This window comes from Azospirillum agricola (assembly GCF_020005195.1).
Classification (GTDB): domain Bacteria; phylum Pseudomonadota; class Alphaproteobacteria; order Azospirillales; family Azospirillaceae; genus Azospirillum; species Azospirillum agricola.
The window spans coordinates 1,280,110-1,295,185 of sequence record NZ_JAIFZR010000004.1 but is presented as its reverse complement, the minus strand read 5'-3'; the positions used below and the strand labels follow the sequence as shown (position 1 = coordinate 1,295,185).

General features: G+C 70.9%; 14 protein-coding genes. 4 read left to right on the top strand and 10 right to left on the bottom strand.

Going from position 1 to position 15,076, the window contains the following annotated elements:
- The first annotated feature begins 223 nt into the window (after positions 1–223).
- The gene (locus JN22_RS14335) at positions 224–694 is read left to right on the top strand and encodes a hypothetical protein (RefSeq protein ID WP_085554537.1); all 471 of its coding nucleotides are present in this window, start codon (positions 224–226) and stop codon (positions 692–694) included.
- Between the two features lie 73 nt (positions 695–767).
- On the opposite strand, the gene JN22_RS14330 is transcribed toward JN22_RS14335, so the two are convergent.
- Both JN22_RS14330 and JN22_RS14325 read right to left on the bottom strand, forming a co-directional pair.
- Entirely contained in the window at positions 768–1,763 is a 996-nt protein-coding gene (locus JN22_RS14330) for a TIGR01620 family protein (protein ID WP_085554536.1), read from the bottom strand.
- Positions 1,760–3,151: a YcjX family GTP-binding protein gene (locus JN22_RS14325; RefSeq protein ID WP_085554535.1), complete on the bottom strand. Its 1,392-nt coding sequence runs from the start codon at positions 3,149–3,151 to the stop codon at positions 1,760–1,762. Before JN22_RS14325 ends, JN22_RS14330 begins: the two co-directional genes overlap by 4 nt.
- A gap of 156 nt (positions 3,152–3,307) precedes the next feature.
- Between JN22_RS14325 and JN22_RS14320 the strand changes: the two genes are divergently transcribed.
- Positions 3,308–4,156, top strand: coding sequence for a hypothetical protein (locus tag JN22_RS14320; RefSeq protein ID WP_085554534.1), 849 nt, complete (start codon positions 3,308–3,310; stop codon positions 4,154–4,156).
- A 49-nt stretch (positions 4,157–4,205) separates the two neighbouring features.
- Here the strand turns inward: JN22_RS14320 and JN22_RS14315 are convergent, their stop codons facing one another.
- Positions 4,206–4,679 carry a hypothetical protein gene (locus JN22_RS14315; protein WP_085554533.1) on the bottom strand — a complete coding sequence of 158 codons (474 nt, stop codon included), beginning with the start codon at positions 4,677–4,679 and terminating at the stop codon, positions 4,206–4,208.
- Positions 4,680–4,714: 35 nt separating this feature from the next.
- A complete protein-coding gene (locus JN22_RS14310; protein ID WP_223677713.1) occupies positions 4,715–5,128 on the bottom strand; it encodes a response regulator in 414 nt (137 codons plus the stop codon).
- A 248-nt stretch (positions 5,129–5,376) separates the two neighbouring features.
- On the opposite strand from JN22_RS14310, the gene JN22_RS14305 reads away from it, so the two are divergent.
- The gene (locus tag JN22_RS14305) at positions 5,377–6,000 is read left to right on the top strand and encodes a glutathione S-transferase family protein (RefSeq protein ID WP_085554532.1); all 624 of its coding nucleotides are present in this window, start codon (positions 5,377–5,379) and stop codon (positions 5,998–6,000) included.
- Positions 6,001–6,022: 22 nt separating this feature from the next.
- Here the strand turns inward: JN22_RS14305 and JN22_RS14300 are convergent, their stop codons facing one another.
- From JN22_RS14300 to JN22_RS14290, 3 genes are read right to left on the bottom strand one after another with little or no spacing between them, the layout of a single operon-like run.
- Positions 6,023–7,639 carry a sensor histidine kinase gene (locus JN22_RS14300; protein WP_085554531.1) on the bottom strand — a complete coding sequence of 539 codons (1,617 nt, stop codon included), beginning with the start codon at positions 7,637–7,639 and terminating at the stop codon, positions 6,023–6,025.
- Complete coding sequence (locus tag JN22_RS14295; RefSeq protein ID WP_223677712.1) at positions 7,620–8,447, bottom strand: response regulator transcription factor; 828 nt, start codon at positions 8,445–8,447, stop codon at positions 7,620–7,622. The genes JN22_RS14300 and JN22_RS14295 overlap by 20 nt, the downstream gene beginning before the upstream one ends.
- 16 nt (positions 8,448–8,463) lie before the next feature.
- Positions 8,464–9,063: a hypothetical protein gene (locus JN22_RS14290; RefSeq protein ID WP_085554701.1), complete on the bottom strand. Its 600-nt coding sequence runs from the start codon at positions 9,061–9,063 to the stop codon at positions 8,464–8,466.
- 801 nt (positions 9,064–9,864) lie between these two features.
- Between JN22_RS14290 and JN22_RS14285 the strand changes: the two genes are divergently transcribed.
- Positions 9,865–11,145 carry an MFS transporter gene (locus tag JN22_RS14285; protein WP_179166156.1) on the top strand — a complete coding sequence of 427 codons (1,281 nt, stop codon included), beginning with the start codon at positions 9,865–9,867 and terminating at the stop codon, positions 11,143–11,145.
- 197 nt (positions 11,146–11,342) lie between these two features.
- Here the strand turns inward: JN22_RS14285 and JN22_RS14280 are convergent, their stop codons facing one another.
- The 3 genes from JN22_RS14280 to JN22_RS14270 are packed head-to-tail and all read right to left on the bottom strand — an operon-like array spanning position 11,343 to position 15,066.
- Positions 11,343–12,242 (bottom strand): hydroxymethylglutaryl-CoA lyase, encoded by a 900-nt coding sequence (locus JN22_RS14280; RefSeq protein ID WP_085554528.1) that lies wholly within the window; start codon positions 12,240–12,242, stop codon positions 11,343–11,345.
- Positions 12,243–12,245: 3 nt separating this feature from the next.
- Complete coding sequence (locus JN22_RS14275; protein WP_085554527.1) at positions 12,246–14,249, bottom strand: acetyl-CoA carboxylase biotin carboxylase subunit; 2,004 nt, start codon at positions 14,247–14,249, stop codon at positions 12,246–12,248.
- A 19-nt stretch (positions 14,250–14,268) separates the two neighbouring features.
- Positions 14,269–15,066, bottom strand: coding sequence for an enoyl-CoA hydratase/isomerase family protein (locus JN22_RS14270; RefSeq protein ID WP_085554700.1), 798 nt, complete (start codon positions 15,064–15,066; stop codon positions 14,269–14,271).
- Between the last annotated feature and the right edge of the window lie 10 nt (positions 15,067–15,076).

The window sequence follows — 15,076 nt, the reverse complement described above, 5'->3', positions numbered from 1 at the left end:
GAGGGCGGGCGTCAAGCCCGGATGCCGGCGGACGGACTGACGGTTGGGAAAGAGCGCCGGTTTGTGGCGCGGCTCACAGCGGCGGATCCGGGGCGGGGGTAGTGTCCAGTCATCGAGACGGTGACAGGGCAGATGGCCAGGACGGCCAGCCACCGCCGGCCTCGCCTCCCTCCTCCCCGCTCCTTTCCCCGCCCCTCCTCCCTACCATGAAGGAAGACGCGCCATGATCCGCACCGCCCTGCTCTCCGGCTTCGCCACCGTCGCCCTGCTGTCGGCCCCGGCCTTCGCCCAGAACAGCAGCACGATCTCCAACACCGCGGCCGGCGTCGGCAACGTGGCGCTTCAGTCGGCGATGACCCGGCAGGCGACCGGCGGCAGCATCCTCGGCACCGCCAACACGGCCGACGTCAGCAACATGGCCGCCGGCGTCGGCAACGTCGCCCGCCAGGGCGTCACCGTGATGCAGGGCGGCCCCGGCCGCATCCTCGGCGCCCCGGTGCTCGGCGGCGGCTCCAACACCGCCTTCGTCGGCAACACGGCGGCCGGCATCGGCAACCGCGCCTCGCAGAGCGCGCTGGTCCAGCAGTTCGGCAGCCGCGGCCCGATCCCCGGCGGCAACCTCGGCAACGTCCAGAACCTCTCGGCCGGCATCGGCAATTTCGCCGGGCAGCGCGCCCTCCTCCAGCAGCGCTGAGCCTTTCTCCAGCCCTCCCAACGCCCCGGCCGGTTCCTCCGGCCGGGGCGTTGCGCCGTGGAAGCAGAGCCGGCTACAGCACCTGCTTGGGCAGCGACAGCAACTCCTTGCGGATGCGGTTCAGGCTGGGGCGGTTGTCGGGGCCGAAGGCGATGGGACGGCACAGATGCATGGCGGTGATGCCGACCCGCGCGGTCAGCAGCCCATTGATGACGCCCTGCCCCATCCGCGTCGAGACGGCGGCGGCGAGCGAGCCGCCCAGCGCCTCCACCGCGACGTGGTGGGCGCTCTCCGCCACCCCGGCGACGGCGATGTTGGCGAGCATCCGGCGCAGCAGCCGCAGCGACCCGACATAGCCCGGCCGGGCGCCGTAGAGGGCGGCGATCTCGCGCACCAGCTTCAGGTTCCGCCACAGCACGACCAGCAGGTCGAGCACCGCCGCCGGACTCAGCGCCGTCGCCACCGCCGTGTCGCGCGCGGCCCGCAGCACCCGCTGGTAGGCGGCGCGGTCGAGCGGCGCCAGCACCTCGCGGTCGAGCAGCCGGACGATCTCGCCGTCGTCATGGGCGTCGGTGACGTGGTCGCGCACGCCGGCCAGCGCCATCTCCAGCTCCGGCCGGGCGGCGTAGAGCGCCACCAGCGACCCGGCGAAGCGTTCGGCCTCTCCCTGGCGGGCGTCGATGGTCAGGCGCTCGGCCTCGACCCGCAGCGCCTCGATGCGGCGCAGGCGGCGCAGCGACAGCAGTTCGCCGACCAGCAGGGCGACGGCGGCGACGCCGGCCATGGCGACCAGCAACGCCACCAGGATGCCGAGCGCGAGGCTGGTCGCGAAGGCCCGGCCCAGCAGGTCGGCGGTGTCGAAGCCCAGCGCCACCAGCACCAGCGCCGCCACCGCCCCGACCAGCCAGCGGCCGACCCGGCGGCGCGGCGGCGCCGGCCCGTCCGCGACCGGAAGCAGCTCCGCCGCCCGGCCGGCGATGATGGCCTCCTCCTCCGCCACCGGCACAGGCGCGGCGCGGGCGGGGTCGAGTTCCATCGGCGGAACCCAATGGGAGGTCCGCTCGTTCATTCCAGATAATCCCCCAGCAGGAATTGCAGCGCCTGATCGACCCGGATGTGCGGCAGCCCGCGCGGGTCGCGGCCGAGATCGGCCGGCGGCCGGAAGGACAGGAAATTGTAGGGGCGCTCGCGCCCCGGCGGGAAGGCGTCGGCGTCCTCCGGGATCTCGCCGGGGAACAGCACGGTCGGCCGGTCGCGCCCGACCGGCACGCCGCGCACGCAGCGGAGCTGCCGGCCCTCATGCTCGGTCGTCACGCTGTCCGTGCATTTCAGCGCGGCGATGGCCATCGTCTCGACCGCCGCCCCCTCGAAGCGGATCGAGGAGCGCGCGTCGGCGACCAGCCGGTCGAGCAGCGTGCGCAGCTGCGCGTGCTGGTGGGCGGCGATGTGGTCGGCCTTGGTCGCGGCGAACAGCACGCGGTCGATCTTGCCGCCGAACAGCCAGTCGAACCAGCCGGCCCCGCCGTGGCGGAAGGGCTCCAGGCTGAGTTCCAGGGCGCGCTTCATGTCGGCCATGCCGGACGGCCCGGCGTTCAGCGCGCCCAGCACGTCGATCAGCACGATCTGGCGGTCGAGCCGCGCGAAATGCTCGCTGAAGAAACGGCGGACGACGTTGGTCTTGTAGGCCTCGTAGCGCTCCTCCATCAGCGCCCACAGGCTGCCGCGCCCGCGCGTGGCGCCCGGCAGCGGGCAGAAGGTCAGCAGCGGCGCGTCCTTCATGTCGCCCGGCTCGACGAAGCGGCCCGGCTGGATCAGGCTGAGCAGCGTGTCGGCCCGGCGGCAGGCGTGCAGATAGTCGGTGTAGAGCGCCGCCCCGCGCCGCGCCGAATCCTCCTCCGCCGGGGCGGCCGGGTCGATGGTGGCGAGCCAGCCGCGCCAGGATTGGGACAGTTCGTCGCGCGGCGGCCGGGCGGCGAGGTCGAGCGTCAGCGCGCTCCACTCCGCGAAGCTCTGGCGCAGCAGCGGCAGGTCGAGCAGCCATTCACCGGGATAGTCGACGATGTCGAGGTTGAGGGTCGCCACCGGCTGCACCGCCCGCTTCAGCGACGACCCCGGCCGGTAGCGCAGGGCAAGCCGCAGCTGGCCGATGCCGCGCGTCGGCTCCGGCCAATGGGGATCGGGACCGGTCAGCGCCGCCAGATGCCCCTCGACGTCGAAACGCGGCACGTCGGGATCGGGCTGCGGGCGCAGGCGCGACGCCTGGAAGCGGCCCGACGACACCACGTCGAGAAAGGGTAGGCGCCCGGCCTTCAGCAGATTGTCGACCAGGGTCGAGACGAACACCGTCTTGCCGGCCCGCCGCAGGCCGGTGACGCCGAGGCGGACGTTCGGCTCCAGCAGACGGGCGCCGGCATCCACGACGCCGTCGAGAACGCTGTTCAGAGGGGGAATGCGCAAGGGCGGACGCTCGGGCCAGAGGACGAATCGCCCCTATATGGGGATGTCCTCCCGGCGATCCCAGAGGCAGACCCCACACGCGATGGGCGTTGATCGAACAGAAAATCCCCTTAAGATCGTGCCACCCACACACCGCTCAACGGAAAGCCGATCATCATGATGCGTTTTGCCATGCTCACCGCCCTGTGTGTCGCCGCCGGCCTGACGCTTGCCCGGCCGGCGCTGGCCGACGACGCCACGGCCCCCGCCGCGACGCTGATCGGCAACGCCGCCGCCCTGGCGCAGAAGCTGGCGAAGACGCAATACGTCCACGAGACGAGCATGCTCGGCGCCGTCATCCGCCCCTACGGCGAGGGCCGGCTGGACATCGACGCGGACTGCTCGGGCTGGGTTTCGCACAATCTGGAACGGCTGCCGCTGCATTACGAGGCGGTGCGCGCCTATCAGCCGCAGGTTGCGGGCGAGGCCGGACGGCCCTACCCGCGCGCCACCGTCTACCGCCAGTATTTCGCCAACCTGCCGGCCGGCGCGCCCTTCCAGGCGGTGAAGACGCTGGCGGCGGTGCAGCCCGGCGACATCCTGTCCTGGTGCCTGCCCGGCCATTGCGGCGCACCCTACAGCGGCAAGCCGGCCGACGACACCGGCCACGTCATGGTGGTGATGAGCAAGCCGATCCCCAACGTCCCCGGCAGCGCCTTCCTGATGGTGCTCGACGCCTCGTCGGTCACCCATTACGGCTTCGCCACCCTGCCGCCGGCGGTGCGGGCGGCGCATCCGGAACTCCAGACGCTCTACGCCAATTACCCGACGGTGCGCGAGCAGAGCGAGCTGGTCGACGGCAAGACCCGCACCGTCACCAACGGGGTCGGCCCCGGCTTCATCCTGTTCGGCACCAACCCGGACGGCAGCGTCGGCAGCTTCCAGTTCGGGCCGGGCGACAGCGTGAACAGCGAGAACATCCGCTTCGCCGTCGGCCGCCCACTTCCCACCCCCTTGGTCCGATAACCCCCCACCGGCTTGGCGGGATTGACTCGACCGGCCCTCGGCGGTGACGCTACGAACCGACGTAATGCGGCATCAGCTTGGCCTGATCGCCGACATGGACGGTGCAGCGGCTGTCCTGGTTGTGAAAGAAATAGACCTTTCCCGGCTGCCGCTTCTGCTGGGCATCTTCCAGGTTGGCGCCGCCGGAGAAGGCCACCCCGTAGCGCCGGCCGGGCGTCACCGCCCAATAGAAGCCGTCGCTGCTCTGGATGAAGGCGCCGCGCTGGCACAGGTGCGACAGGGTGCGGTCGAGCGTCGCCAGACCATCGAGCCCGTTGGGGAACACATAGACCTTGCGGCTGTGGGTGTAGCGCATGCGGGGCGGCACGAACTGGCGGGGCGGATGCACGCGGTATTCCTCGTGCCTCTGGCTGGTCGGCCAGTCGGTCGGCGGCACGTCGCCGGCCGCGACGCCCCCAGCCGCGAAGCCGCCGGCCAGAAGCGCCAGCCCCACACCGCCCGGCACGAACCACAGCCGCCGCATCCCGAACTCCCTTACTGCTGCCGACAGGGCCGGCGTCAGGCGGTCGGCGCCTTGAGGAAACCGGCGACAACCGACTGAAGCTCCTTCGGCTTGACCGGCTTGGGCATATGCGCGTCGAACCCGGCGTCGGAGAGCCGGCGCCTGTCGGCGTCCGAGGCCAGATTGGTCACCGCCACCACCGGCGTCGCCGCCAGATCGGCGGCGGCGCGGATCTGGCGGATCACCTCGACCCCCGACAGGTTGGGCATGACGATGTCCATCACGACCAGATCGGGCCGCAAATCCCGCATCCGCTCCAGCACGGTCCGCGCGTCGGTCGCCTCGGCGACCTCGTAGCCGCCCTCCTCCAGGCAGCGAACAAAGAGCTTGCGCATCAGCGCGTTGTCCTCCACCACCAGGATCGACGGCGCCGCTCCGTCCCCGCCCGCTCCGTCCCTGTCCATGTCCATGCCGCCGTGCCGCCGTGCCTTCGCCGTTGGAAAACCGGCATCGGTTCCGGTCCGGTGGCGTTGTCCGGGACCATCACCCGTCACGACGGAGTCTCTAGTGAAAGAAGCGGGACCGGTCAAGCCGGCCCGCCCAGCGGAAGCCGCGACACGCTCCCCGGCGTTTCCACTGGCGCGGCCCCGCGGTTTCCGGCCATGATTCTCCCAACCGCGGCACGGCGCCGCGGAACCGGAAAGGGAGACCAGAGACCGTGACCGCCGCCTTCACCCTCCACGGCAACAGCAACTCGCAGCCGGCCTTTCGCATCGCCCTGTTCCTCCGCCTCGCCGGCATCCCCTTCACCTACCGCCATGTCGATCTGCGCAGCGGCCAGCAGAAGACGCCCGGCTATCTGGCGATCAACCGCTTCGGCCGGGTGCCGACGCTGGTGCATGGCGACCTCGCTTTGTCGGAATCCAACGTCATCCTGCCCTATCTGGCCGAGCAGACCGGCAAGTTCGGCGGCCGCGACGCGGTCGAGAAGCTGCGCCTGGCCGAATGGCTGAGCTGGCTGGCCGACGTGCTGCTGCCGGTGCAGCGCGCCCGCGCGGTGCGCAAGTTCAACGGCGACGCCAACGCACTGCCCTGGATCGACGCCTCGGCCGCCTCGGGGCTGGCGCTGTTCGACCAGCATCTCGCCGGCCATGACTTCATCGAAGGCGGGCGCGTCACCATCGCCGACATCTTCGCCTTCCCCTGGATCGACCTGCTGGAGGAATCGGCGGTCGACGCCGCCAAATACCCCAACATCCAGGCCTGGGCCGCCCGCATGCGCGCCCTGCCGGGCTTCAAGCCGCAGTATGAACTGATGCCGACGCAGGACGCCGACTGCTGAGGGCGCGGGGGCGTCTGCCCCCTCACCCGGCGACCGGCAGCGCGACCGTCATCCGGAGACCGCCCGACGGGCGGTTCTCGGCGCGGACCCGGCCGCCGAACGCCTCGATGTTGCGACGGACGATCCACAGGCCGATCCCGAAATGGGTGGACCCGGCCTGTTGGGCCGCCGCCTCGTCCTCCGGCATGCCGCGCCCCGGCTCGCGCTGGGAGAAGTAGCGCTCGAAGATGCGATCCAGGTTGGCCGGATCGACGCCCGGCCCCTCGTCCTCGACCACCAGCTCGGCCCAGGCGCCGACGCGGGTCAGCCGCACGCTGACCGCCCCGTCGGCGGGGGAGAAGCTGACGGCGTTCTCCACCAGATTCTCGACGATGGTCTCCAGCGTCTCCTCGCTGGCCCGCACCACCAGCCCCGCGTCGATCCGCGAGCGCATGTGGAGCTGCCGTTCGGCGAGCAGCCCGGTGTAGCCGCCGGCCATCCGCTCGACCAGCGCCGACAGGTCGACCCGGCGGCGGGTCGGGGCCAGCAGGTCGGCCGCCGCCTCGTCCATCCGGCGGGCGAAGGACACCAGCCCGTCGAGCTTGTCCACCGACTTCTCGATCATCGTCAGGGCGCGCTGGCTGCGGGCGTTGTCGGTCGGCAGGGCGCGGCGCAGCGGCTCCACCGACTGGCGGATCACCGCGATCGGCGTCTTGAAGGCGTGGGCGTTGTCCTCGGCGGCGCGGCGCAGCGAACGGGAGCTGTCGCGCAGCGTGTCGACCAGCCGGTCGAAATCCTCGGCGACCCCGGACAGCTCGGGCACCGTGTTGCGCTCGGCGAAGGAGGCCTTGCCGTCGTCCCCGGCCCCCTCGCCACCGACGAGGTCGCGGGCGAGATCGCCGAAGCGATGCAGGTTGCGCCACACCCCGGCCAGCACGGCGAGCACCAGCAGGGCCATCGCCAGATAGACCGCCGCCGCCGCCTGGACCGCCGGGGTCCGCCAGTAGGGCCGTCCGAGCGACGAGGCGACGTAACCCTCGGTCGCGTGGCTGGTCACCAGCGCCCAGCAGCCGAAATTCGTCTTGATCGGGGTGATGGAGGACAGCACCTCCTCGCCGCCCGAGGCGTGGGGCACCCGCATGGCGAGGGTCGAATTCCCGGCGCAGCTCGTGCCCAGCCGGTCGAGCACGCCCTGGCCGAGCAGTTGCCGGCGCTCGACGTCGAGGTCGGCGGTCGGCAGGCCGGGCGCGGCGGCGACATAATAGAAGGCTTCCGCGCCCGAGCCGGCGCGCGGCCGGACCAGCAGCTTCAGCCGCGTGCGCTCGTCGGCGAAGCGGGCGAGCGTGCCGCTCAGCGCCGGCAGGGCGCTGCGGTCGATCACCGCCAGCTCCGGCTCCAGCGCACGGGCGATCAGCTCCCCCTGGCGCTGCGCGCTGTGCAGCAGCAGAAGCTGGGAGGCCTCGTCGGCCCGTTGGAACTGGTCGTAGAGCAGGACCGGGACCGCCAGGAACACGAGGGTCAGCAGGACCAGCCGGCTGGCGAGCGAGCGCCACAGCCAGCGCAGGCGGCCGGGGGTCCGGCCACGGAGCGGGCGGTCACGGAGCGGACGGCCGGCATCGCCGGTCGCCCGCATTCCGGCATCAATCGGCAGCAGCGCCATCGATCAGGGCATCCTCGGCGGTGGCGGCGTCGTCGTCGCGGGAGTCGTCACGCATCTGGGCGGCACCGCCCTCGCCCTTGCCCCAGCGGTAGCCGAAGCCCGGATAATTCTCGATGCAGCCGAAGCCGGCATCCACAGCGCGGAACTTCTGGCGGATGCGCTTGATGAAGGCGCGGACGTTGGCGCGGTAGCCCGACGGGCCGTAGCCGGCCATGAAGCCCTTGCCGTGCACCAGATCGTAGATCTCGCGGTAGGAGACGTCCTCCTCCGGCCGGGTCGACATCAGCTTGACGATGTTGAACTCGGTCAGCGTCAGGTCGATGCGCTTGCCCATCCAGAAGGCACGGCTGTTGTCCAGCCGCAGCTCCAGCTCGCCCAGCGTGTGGACGGTCTGCGGACCGGCGCCCTCGGCCTCCTCGGCGCCGCCCTTGATGCCGTCGAGGATCAGGCGCATGCGCTTGAGCAGGATCGACAGGCTGCGCGACTTCTCGACGAAGTCGAGCGCGCCGCCGGCCAGCGCCGCCTCCTCGTAGATCTGGTCCGACAGCACGGTCAGGAAGATCACCGGAGCGTCGATGCCGCGCGCCCGCATCTGGCGCAGCACGTCGATGCCGTCCATCTTCGGCATGCGCCAGTCGAGCAGCACGACGTCCACCGAGCCGCCGGCGGCGAAGAAGTCCAGCGCCGGCTCGCCACGGTCGAAGGTGATGACCTCGTAGCCCTCGTCGCCGAGGTTGAGGCTGAGCGATTCGCGGAACAGGTCGTCGTCGTCGACCAGTGCCACGCGGGCGATCGTCGTCTCGGTCATGGCGGCCATCCCCCCCTTAACGTCCGGCAGAACCGGCTTGGGCGAGGAGCTGGGCGAAGCATCGATGGTCTGCATCAGGGACATTGGGGCTGCTCTTCATGTCGTAGGAGAGGGCGCGGAAGTCCTGGGAGGCGGTCATATCCATGAAAAAGAAGACCTTGAGCGTGCAATCGCCCTTGGCGTACCGCCAGACCTTGGCCGGCGGCGCCTCTTCCCGCGCAACGGGGGAACCCAGGAGATGAAGGGTCTGGACTTCGTCCAGCCCGACGAGGCTGTCGGGGTCGGCGTTGGGGGTTGCGGGAGCGGGTGGGGGAACCGCGACGACCGGGATGTCGCCCGGAACCGGCGGCGGCAGCGCCGCGACCAGGGGATCGGCGGGGGCCGCCGGCGCGGCGGCCGGAACGACCGGGCGCGGCGTCGGCTTCACCTTCGGCACCGGGGTCAGCATCGCCCGGTTCGCCGACGAGGCATCGGGAAAGCCGGCGCCGGGCGCGCCGGTGGTGCCGGGGCAGCCGGCCAGCAGCAGGACCGCCAGCAGAAGGCCCGCGTGACGGGCTTGGCCGAGCCTGTCGGCTCCGGCATCGGCCGCCTTGCGGAGGACACCCGTCACGGTCATGGGGTCGGGCCTTTCGGAAGCGGAAAACGGGAGAAGGGTTGCCGTACGGTGCGTCCGCCGCCATGATGCCGCTAAATCGCCATCACCGGATCGGCTGAACTGGCCGCGTCTGATGAGCCTAAATTCAGACTATCCTGGTTAATGGCTCGTTAAAGCCACAGGCGCTACCCCCATTTTGCAAAAGCCGATCAATCTTTTCTGAATTTTCGTTTGAATTTCGTTCGATATCAGAGGCAAACGTCCGGGGAAAAACAGGACGGCCTCATCCGATCAACCGTGAAAACGGCCGATCGCACCAGCGGATCGCGGCGCGTGTGTTCGCCGCGCGCGATGTGCGTGAAAAGGGTGCGTGACAAGGGAATGACGGTTCCAGGGAAGATCCGGGAACGGAAAGGAGCCCAGAAAAGCGGCCCAAAAAACAATCGGCGGCGGAGCCACCCGGGTATGGCTCCGCCGCCGGTCAGCCGGACGGGCAACGTGGTCTGTGAGCGTGGTCCGTACTGGGACGGCCACCGGGGCGTTGCCGCTCGAACTCCAGCCTTCAATCCGGCCGGTCGGTCAGACCGGTCGGCGTTGTGGGATCAATGCGTGTCGGGCACCATCCATCACGGATCCAAGGGTGCGCCGGTTCACGCCCTGCGTCAAGTTCGTACCGCGAACAATTTGGGCGGGGTTTCGCTGGACGGGGCACCCCGGCTGGGGTTAGCTGACGCTTGGGAGAAGACGCGCGGCGGCGCCGCGCGACCAATGGAAACAGCGACAGAAGCAGCGGCGGAAAACGCCGCGTGGGGAGCCGAACCGGTGACGAACACGACCGCCGTCCGCATGGACGCGCCGGAGACGCACAGCGTCGCCCGCCGCATCCTGACCGTTTTCCTGCCCTTCGCACTGGCTTATTTCCTGTCCTACCTGTACCGCACCGTCAACGCGGTGATCGCCGACGAGTTGACGGCGGCGCTGGGCGTCACGGCGGCCGGGCTGGGTTTCCTGACCAGCGCCTATTTCATCGCCTTCGGGCTGTTCCAGCCGCCGCTCGGCCTGCTGCTCGACCGTTACGGGCCGCGCCGGGTGGAAAGCGCCCTGCTGGTGGTCGCGGCGGCCGGAGCGGCGCTGTTCGCGCTGGGCGGGGATCTGGCGACGCTGGCCGTGGGGCGGGCGCTGATCGGGCTGGGGGTGTCGGCCTGCCTGATGGCGGCGCTGACCGCCAACGTCATGTGGTGGCCGCGCGAACGGCTGCCGCTGGTCAACGGGCTGTTCCTCGCCTGCGGCGGCCTGGGCGCGGTGTTCGCCACCACGCCGGTGCGGCTGCTGCTCGACCTCACCGACTGGCGGGGGCTGTTCCTGGGAATCGCGGCGGCGACGGTGGCGGTCGCCGTGGCGCTGTTCGTCACCGTGCCGGAGCGCCGGCCGGAGGGCTCCGGACAGGCCACGCTGGGAGACATGCTGCGCGGCACGGCGGCGGTGTTCCGCAGCCCGGTCTTCTGGCGGCTGGCGCCGGCCTGCGCCACGGTGCAGGGTGGCTTCCTCGCCTACATCAGCCTGTGGGCGGGGCCCTGGCTGCGCGACGTCGAGGCGATGGACCGGCTGGCGGTGGCGACCCACCTGCAACACGCGGCGGTGGCGATGGTGGCCGGTTACGCCTCCTTCGGGTTGATCGCCGACGCGGCGCGGCGGTTCGGGCTGACGCCGCTGACGGTGCAGACCGTCGGGGTGAGCCTCGCCGTCGCGGTGCAGGGCGCCATGGCGCTGGGTGTCGGCGGGTTGTCGCCGGCGATGGAATGGGTGCTGTACTCCTATTTCGCCAGCGCCTCGGTGATGGGCTATTCGCTGCTGACCCAGCGCTTCCCGGCGGAGCTGGCGGGACGGGTCAGCACGGCGGTGAACCTGCTGATGTTCGTCGTCGCCTTCACCCTGCAACCGGCCATCGGCGCCTTCCTCGGCCTGTTTCCGGCGGGAGCCGGCTACGCCGCCGAGGCCCACCGGATGGCGATGCTGGCGGTGGTGGCGTTGCAGGCGGCCTGCGTGGCGTGGCAGGCGGTGGGGAGCTTCGGCGGAACCTCGCGTCAGGCGGACGCGGGCTGAACGCCCAGGTTGACGCGGGCGTAACGGAGACAGCGCCCCGCCTTGTCGATGAAGCCGGCGGCTTCGGGCGTCACAACGCGGGCCCCTCGCGCCGCAGCTCGTGCATCAAGGTTTTCCAGCCGCACCCCATCCCCGTTCCCAAAGTCAAAGGACCGCACCCTTTCGGGATGCGGCCCTTCGTCGTCGCGAAGCCACCCTCACGCACAACCACGAGCGCGGGCCACCTTCGACGCCGTCGGCCGGCCGATGGCGTCGCTGATGAACGCCCCGGCCCCAATCAGACGATCCAGGTCGACCCCGGTCTCGATGCCGAGGCCGTTCAGCATGTAGAGCACGTCCTCGCTCGCCACGTTGCCGGACGCCCCCTTGGCATAGGGGCAGCCGCCCAGGCCCGCGACCGAGCTGTCGACCACCGCCACACCCATCTGCAACGCCGCCAGGATGTTGGCCAGCGCCTGCCCGTAGGTGTCGTGGAAATGGACGGCGAGCTTGTCGACCGGCACATGCTCGGCGACCGCCGCGATCATCGCCTGCGCCTTGGTCGGCGTGCCGGTGCCGATGGTGTCGCCGAGCGAGATCTCGTAGCAGCCCATGGCGAACAGACGCGCCGCGACCTCCGCCACCGCCGCCGGCGCGATCTCCCCTTCGTAGGGGCAGCCGAGCACGCAGCTCACATAGCCGCGCACCGGCACGCCGGCCGCCTTGGCCTGCTCCATGACCGGGGCGAAGCGGTCGAGGCTCTCGGCGATCGAGCAGTTGATGTTCTTCCGGCTGAAGCTTTCCGAAGCGGCGCCGAACACCGCCACCTCGTCGGCCTTGGCCGTCAGGGCGCCCTCCAGCCCCTTCGCGTTCGGGGTCAGGGCGGCGTAGCGCACGCCGGGCTTGCGCGCGATCCCGGCCAGCACCTCGGCGCTGTCGCCCATCTGCGGCACCCATTTGGGCGAGACGAAGCTGGCCGCCTCGACGACGCCGAGACCGGCGTCGGCCAGCTTCTCGACCAGCGCGATCTTCACGGCGGTCGGCACGAGGGTCTTCTCGTTCTGGAGGCCGTCGCGCGGGCCGACCTCCACCATGCGGACGAATTTGGGCAGGATCATCGGTCAGGTCTCCGCGATGTCGAGAACGAGCAGATCGACGCCCTCGGACACCTGGTCGCCCGCCGCGAAATTCACGGCGGAGACGGTCCCGGCCGCCGGGGCTTTGATGGTGTGCTCCATCTTCATGGCCTCCAGCAACATCAAAGGCGCGCCCGCCTCGACAAGCTGCCCGGCCTCGACCAGCACGCGGACCACCGTGCCCGGCATCGGCGCCGTCAGACGGCCGGAACCGCCCTCCTGCTCCGCCGCGCGGGCGCTGGGATCGTCGAGCTTCAGCCGCGACACCACGCCGTCGATCAGCACCGTCAAATCGAGCCCCTGCGCCACCACCGTCGCCCGCACCCGGCGGCCGGCCAGCCCGGCGGTCAGCACGCCGCCCTCGAAGCTCACGCCGGTCGCCGGGATCGGCGCGCCGCCGTCCACCACAACCTCATAGCCGTCAGGGCGGAAATGCAGGGTCACCGCACGGGCGGCATCGCCGTCGATCAGGCTCAGGTCATAATGGCTTTCCTCGTTCAGCCGCCAGCCGTTGGCGAACAGCCAGGGCGAATGCGGGTCCGACGCCGCGCGCAGCGAGGACCGCGCCTCGGCCCGGCGGCGCAGCAGCACCGACAGGGCGGCGGCGGCCAGCGCCGCGTCGGCGACCGGGGCCGGCGGCGGCAGCAGGTCGGCGCGGTGGCGCTCGATGAAGCCGGTGTTGATCTCCACCGCGCGGAAGGCCGGATGCCCGGCGATGGCGCCGAGGAAGCCGATGTTGGTGGTAACGCCGACCACCTCGTAGGCGGCCAGCGCGACACGCAGGCGGCGGAGCGCCGAATCGCGGTCTTCGTCCCAAACGATCAGCTTGGCGATCATCGGGTCGTAGAACATGGTCACCGCGTCGCCCTCGCGAACGCCGGTGTCCACCCGGACATGCTCGTTCTCGGCCGGCGGGCGCAGGCGCACCAGCGTGCCGATGGCCGGCAGGAAGTCGCGCTGCGGATCCTCGGCGTAGAGCCGCGCCTCGAAGGCGTGACCCTTGCGGGTCAGCTGTTCCTGGCGCAGCGGCAGCTCGGCGCCGGCAGCGACGCGCAGCTGCCACTCGACCAGATCGAGGCCGGTGATCTTCTCGGTCACCGGGTGCTCGACCTGGAGGCGGGTGTTCATCTCGATGAAGTAGAAGCCGCCATCCTCGTAGAGGAACTCCACCGTGCCGGCGCCGACGTAATTCACCGCCTTGGCGGCGGCGACGGCGGCCTCGCCCATGCGGCGGCGCAGCTCGTCGGGCAGGTTGGGGGCCGGGGCTTCCTCGATCACCTTCTGGTGGCGGCGCTGCACCGAGCAGTCGCGCTCGAACAGATAGACGCCGTTGCCGTGGGTGTCGCAGAAGACCTGGATCTCGACGTGGCGCGGGCGGGAGAGATACTTCTCCAGCAGCAGGCTGTCGTCGCCGAAGGCGGCCTTGGCCTCGCGCTGGGCGCCGGCCACCGCGTCGGCCAGTTCATCGGCGGAACGCACGACGCGCATGCCCTTGCCGCCGCCGCCGGCCGACGCCTTGACCAGCACCGGGAAGCCGATGCGCTCCGCCTCGGCCGAGAGGGTGGCGAAATCCTGGTCCTGGCCGTGGTAGCCGGGGACCAGCGGCACGTCGGCGCCGGCCATCAGCCGCTTGGACTCGGCCTTGGAGCCCATGACGCGGATCGCCTCGATCGGCGGGCCGATGAAGACGACGCCCGCCTCGGCGCAGGCCGCCGCGAATCCGGCGTTCTCCGACAGGAAGCCGTAGCCGGGGTGGATGGCCTGCGCGCCCGTGCGCTTGGCGACGTCGAGGATGATTTCGCCGCGCAGGTAGCTCTCGCCGACCGGGGCCGGGCCGATGCAGACGGCCTCGTCGGCCATCTGGACATGCATGGCCTTGGCGTCGGCCTCGGAATGGACGGCGACGGTCCTGATGCCCAGGCGGCGGGCGGTGCGGATGACCCGGCAGGCGATCTCGCCACGGTTGGCGATGAGGATCTTATCAAACATTGCGCTGGGCATGATGATCTCAGCTCCGCCAGGACGGGTTGCGTTTGTCGAGGAAGGCACCGACGCCCTCCTTGCCCTCGGCGCTGGCCCGCTGGCGGGCGATGCGCTCGGCGGTGTCGCGGACCACGGCGTCGGTCAGCGGGCGGCGGGCGACGGCGCGGATCAGCTCCTTGGCGGCGGTGACGGCGGTGGGGGCGCTGTCGGTCAGGCCCTTGACGACGCGTGCGACCGCCTCCTCCAGCGCGTCGGATGCCACGACCTCGTGCAGCAGGCCGATGCGCTGCGCCTCGGCGGCAGAGAAGCGCTCGCCGGTCAGGAAGTAGCGGCGGCAGGCGCGCTCGCCGATGGCGCCGATGACGTAGGGGCTGATGGCGGCGGGGATGATGCCGAGCCGCACCTCGGACAGGGCGAAGGTCGCGGTCTCGACGCCGACGGCGATGTCGCAGGCCGAGACCAGCCCGACGCCGCCGCCGAAGGCCGGCCCCTGGACCACGGCGATGGTCGGCTTGGGACATTCGTCCAGCGTGCGCAGCATGGTGGCCAGCCCCATGGCGTCGGTCACGTTCTCCTCGTAGGAGTAGCCGGCCATCTTCTTCATCCAGCCGAGGTCGGCCCCTGCGGAGAAGCTCTTGCCGACGCCGCGCAGCAGCACGACGCGGACGTCCGGATTTTCGCCGACCTGGCGGAAGGCGTCGGTCAGGCCGGCGATGACCTGCTCGTTGAAGGCGTTGTGGACCTCGCCCCGGTTCATGGTGACGGTGGCGACGCCGTTGCCGGCGATGTCGACCAGAATATCGTTTGGCAAAATGTCGCTCATGGAAGTCACC

Bases quoted from the DNA above. Each gene is read 5' to 3' on its own strand.
- JN22_RS14315 (WP_085554533.1), bottom strand. From the start codon at position 4,679: ATGCGGCGGCTGTGGTTCGTGCCGGGCGGTGTGGGGCTGGCGCTTCTG.
- JN22_RS14290 (WP_085554701.1), bottom strand. From the start codon at position 9,063: ATGACCGTGACGGGTGTCCTCCGCAAGGCGGCCGATGCCGGAGCCGAC.
- JN22_RS14310 (WP_223677713.1), bottom strand. From the start codon at position 5,128: ATGGACATGGACAGGGACGGAGCGGGCGGGGACGGAGCGGCGCCGTCG.
- JN22_RS14280 (WP_085554528.1), bottom strand. From the start codon at position 12,242: ATGATCCTGCCCAAATTCGTCCGCATGGTGGAGGTCGGCCCGCGCGAC.
- JN22_RS14270 (WP_085554700.1), bottom strand. From the start codon at position 15,066: ATGAGCGACATTTTGCCAAACGATATTCTGGTCGACATCGCCGGCAAC.
- JN22_RS14330 (WP_085554536.1), bottom strand. From the start codon at position 1,763: ATGAACGAGCGGACCTCCCATTGGGTTCCGCCGATGGAACTCGACCCC.
- JN22_RS14295 (WP_223677712.1), bottom strand. From the start codon at position 8,447: ATGACCGAGACGACGATCGCCCGCGTGGCACTGGTCGACGACGACGAC.
- JN22_RS14275 (WP_085554527.1), bottom strand. From the start codon at position 14,249: ATGTTTGATAAGATCCTCATCGCCAACCGTGGCGAGATCGCCTGCCGG.
- JN22_RS14335 (WP_085554537.1), top strand. From the start codon at position 224: ATGATCCGCACCGCCCTGCTCTCCGGCTTCGCCACCGTCGCCCTGCTG.
- JN22_RS14320 (WP_085554534.1), top strand. From the start codon at position 3,308: ATGATGCGTTTTGCCATGCTCACCGCCCTGTGTGTCGCCGCCGGCCTG.
- JN22_RS14300 (WP_085554531.1), bottom strand. From the start codon at position 7,639: ATGGCGCTGCTGCCGATTGATGCCGGAATGCGGGCGACCGGCGATGCC.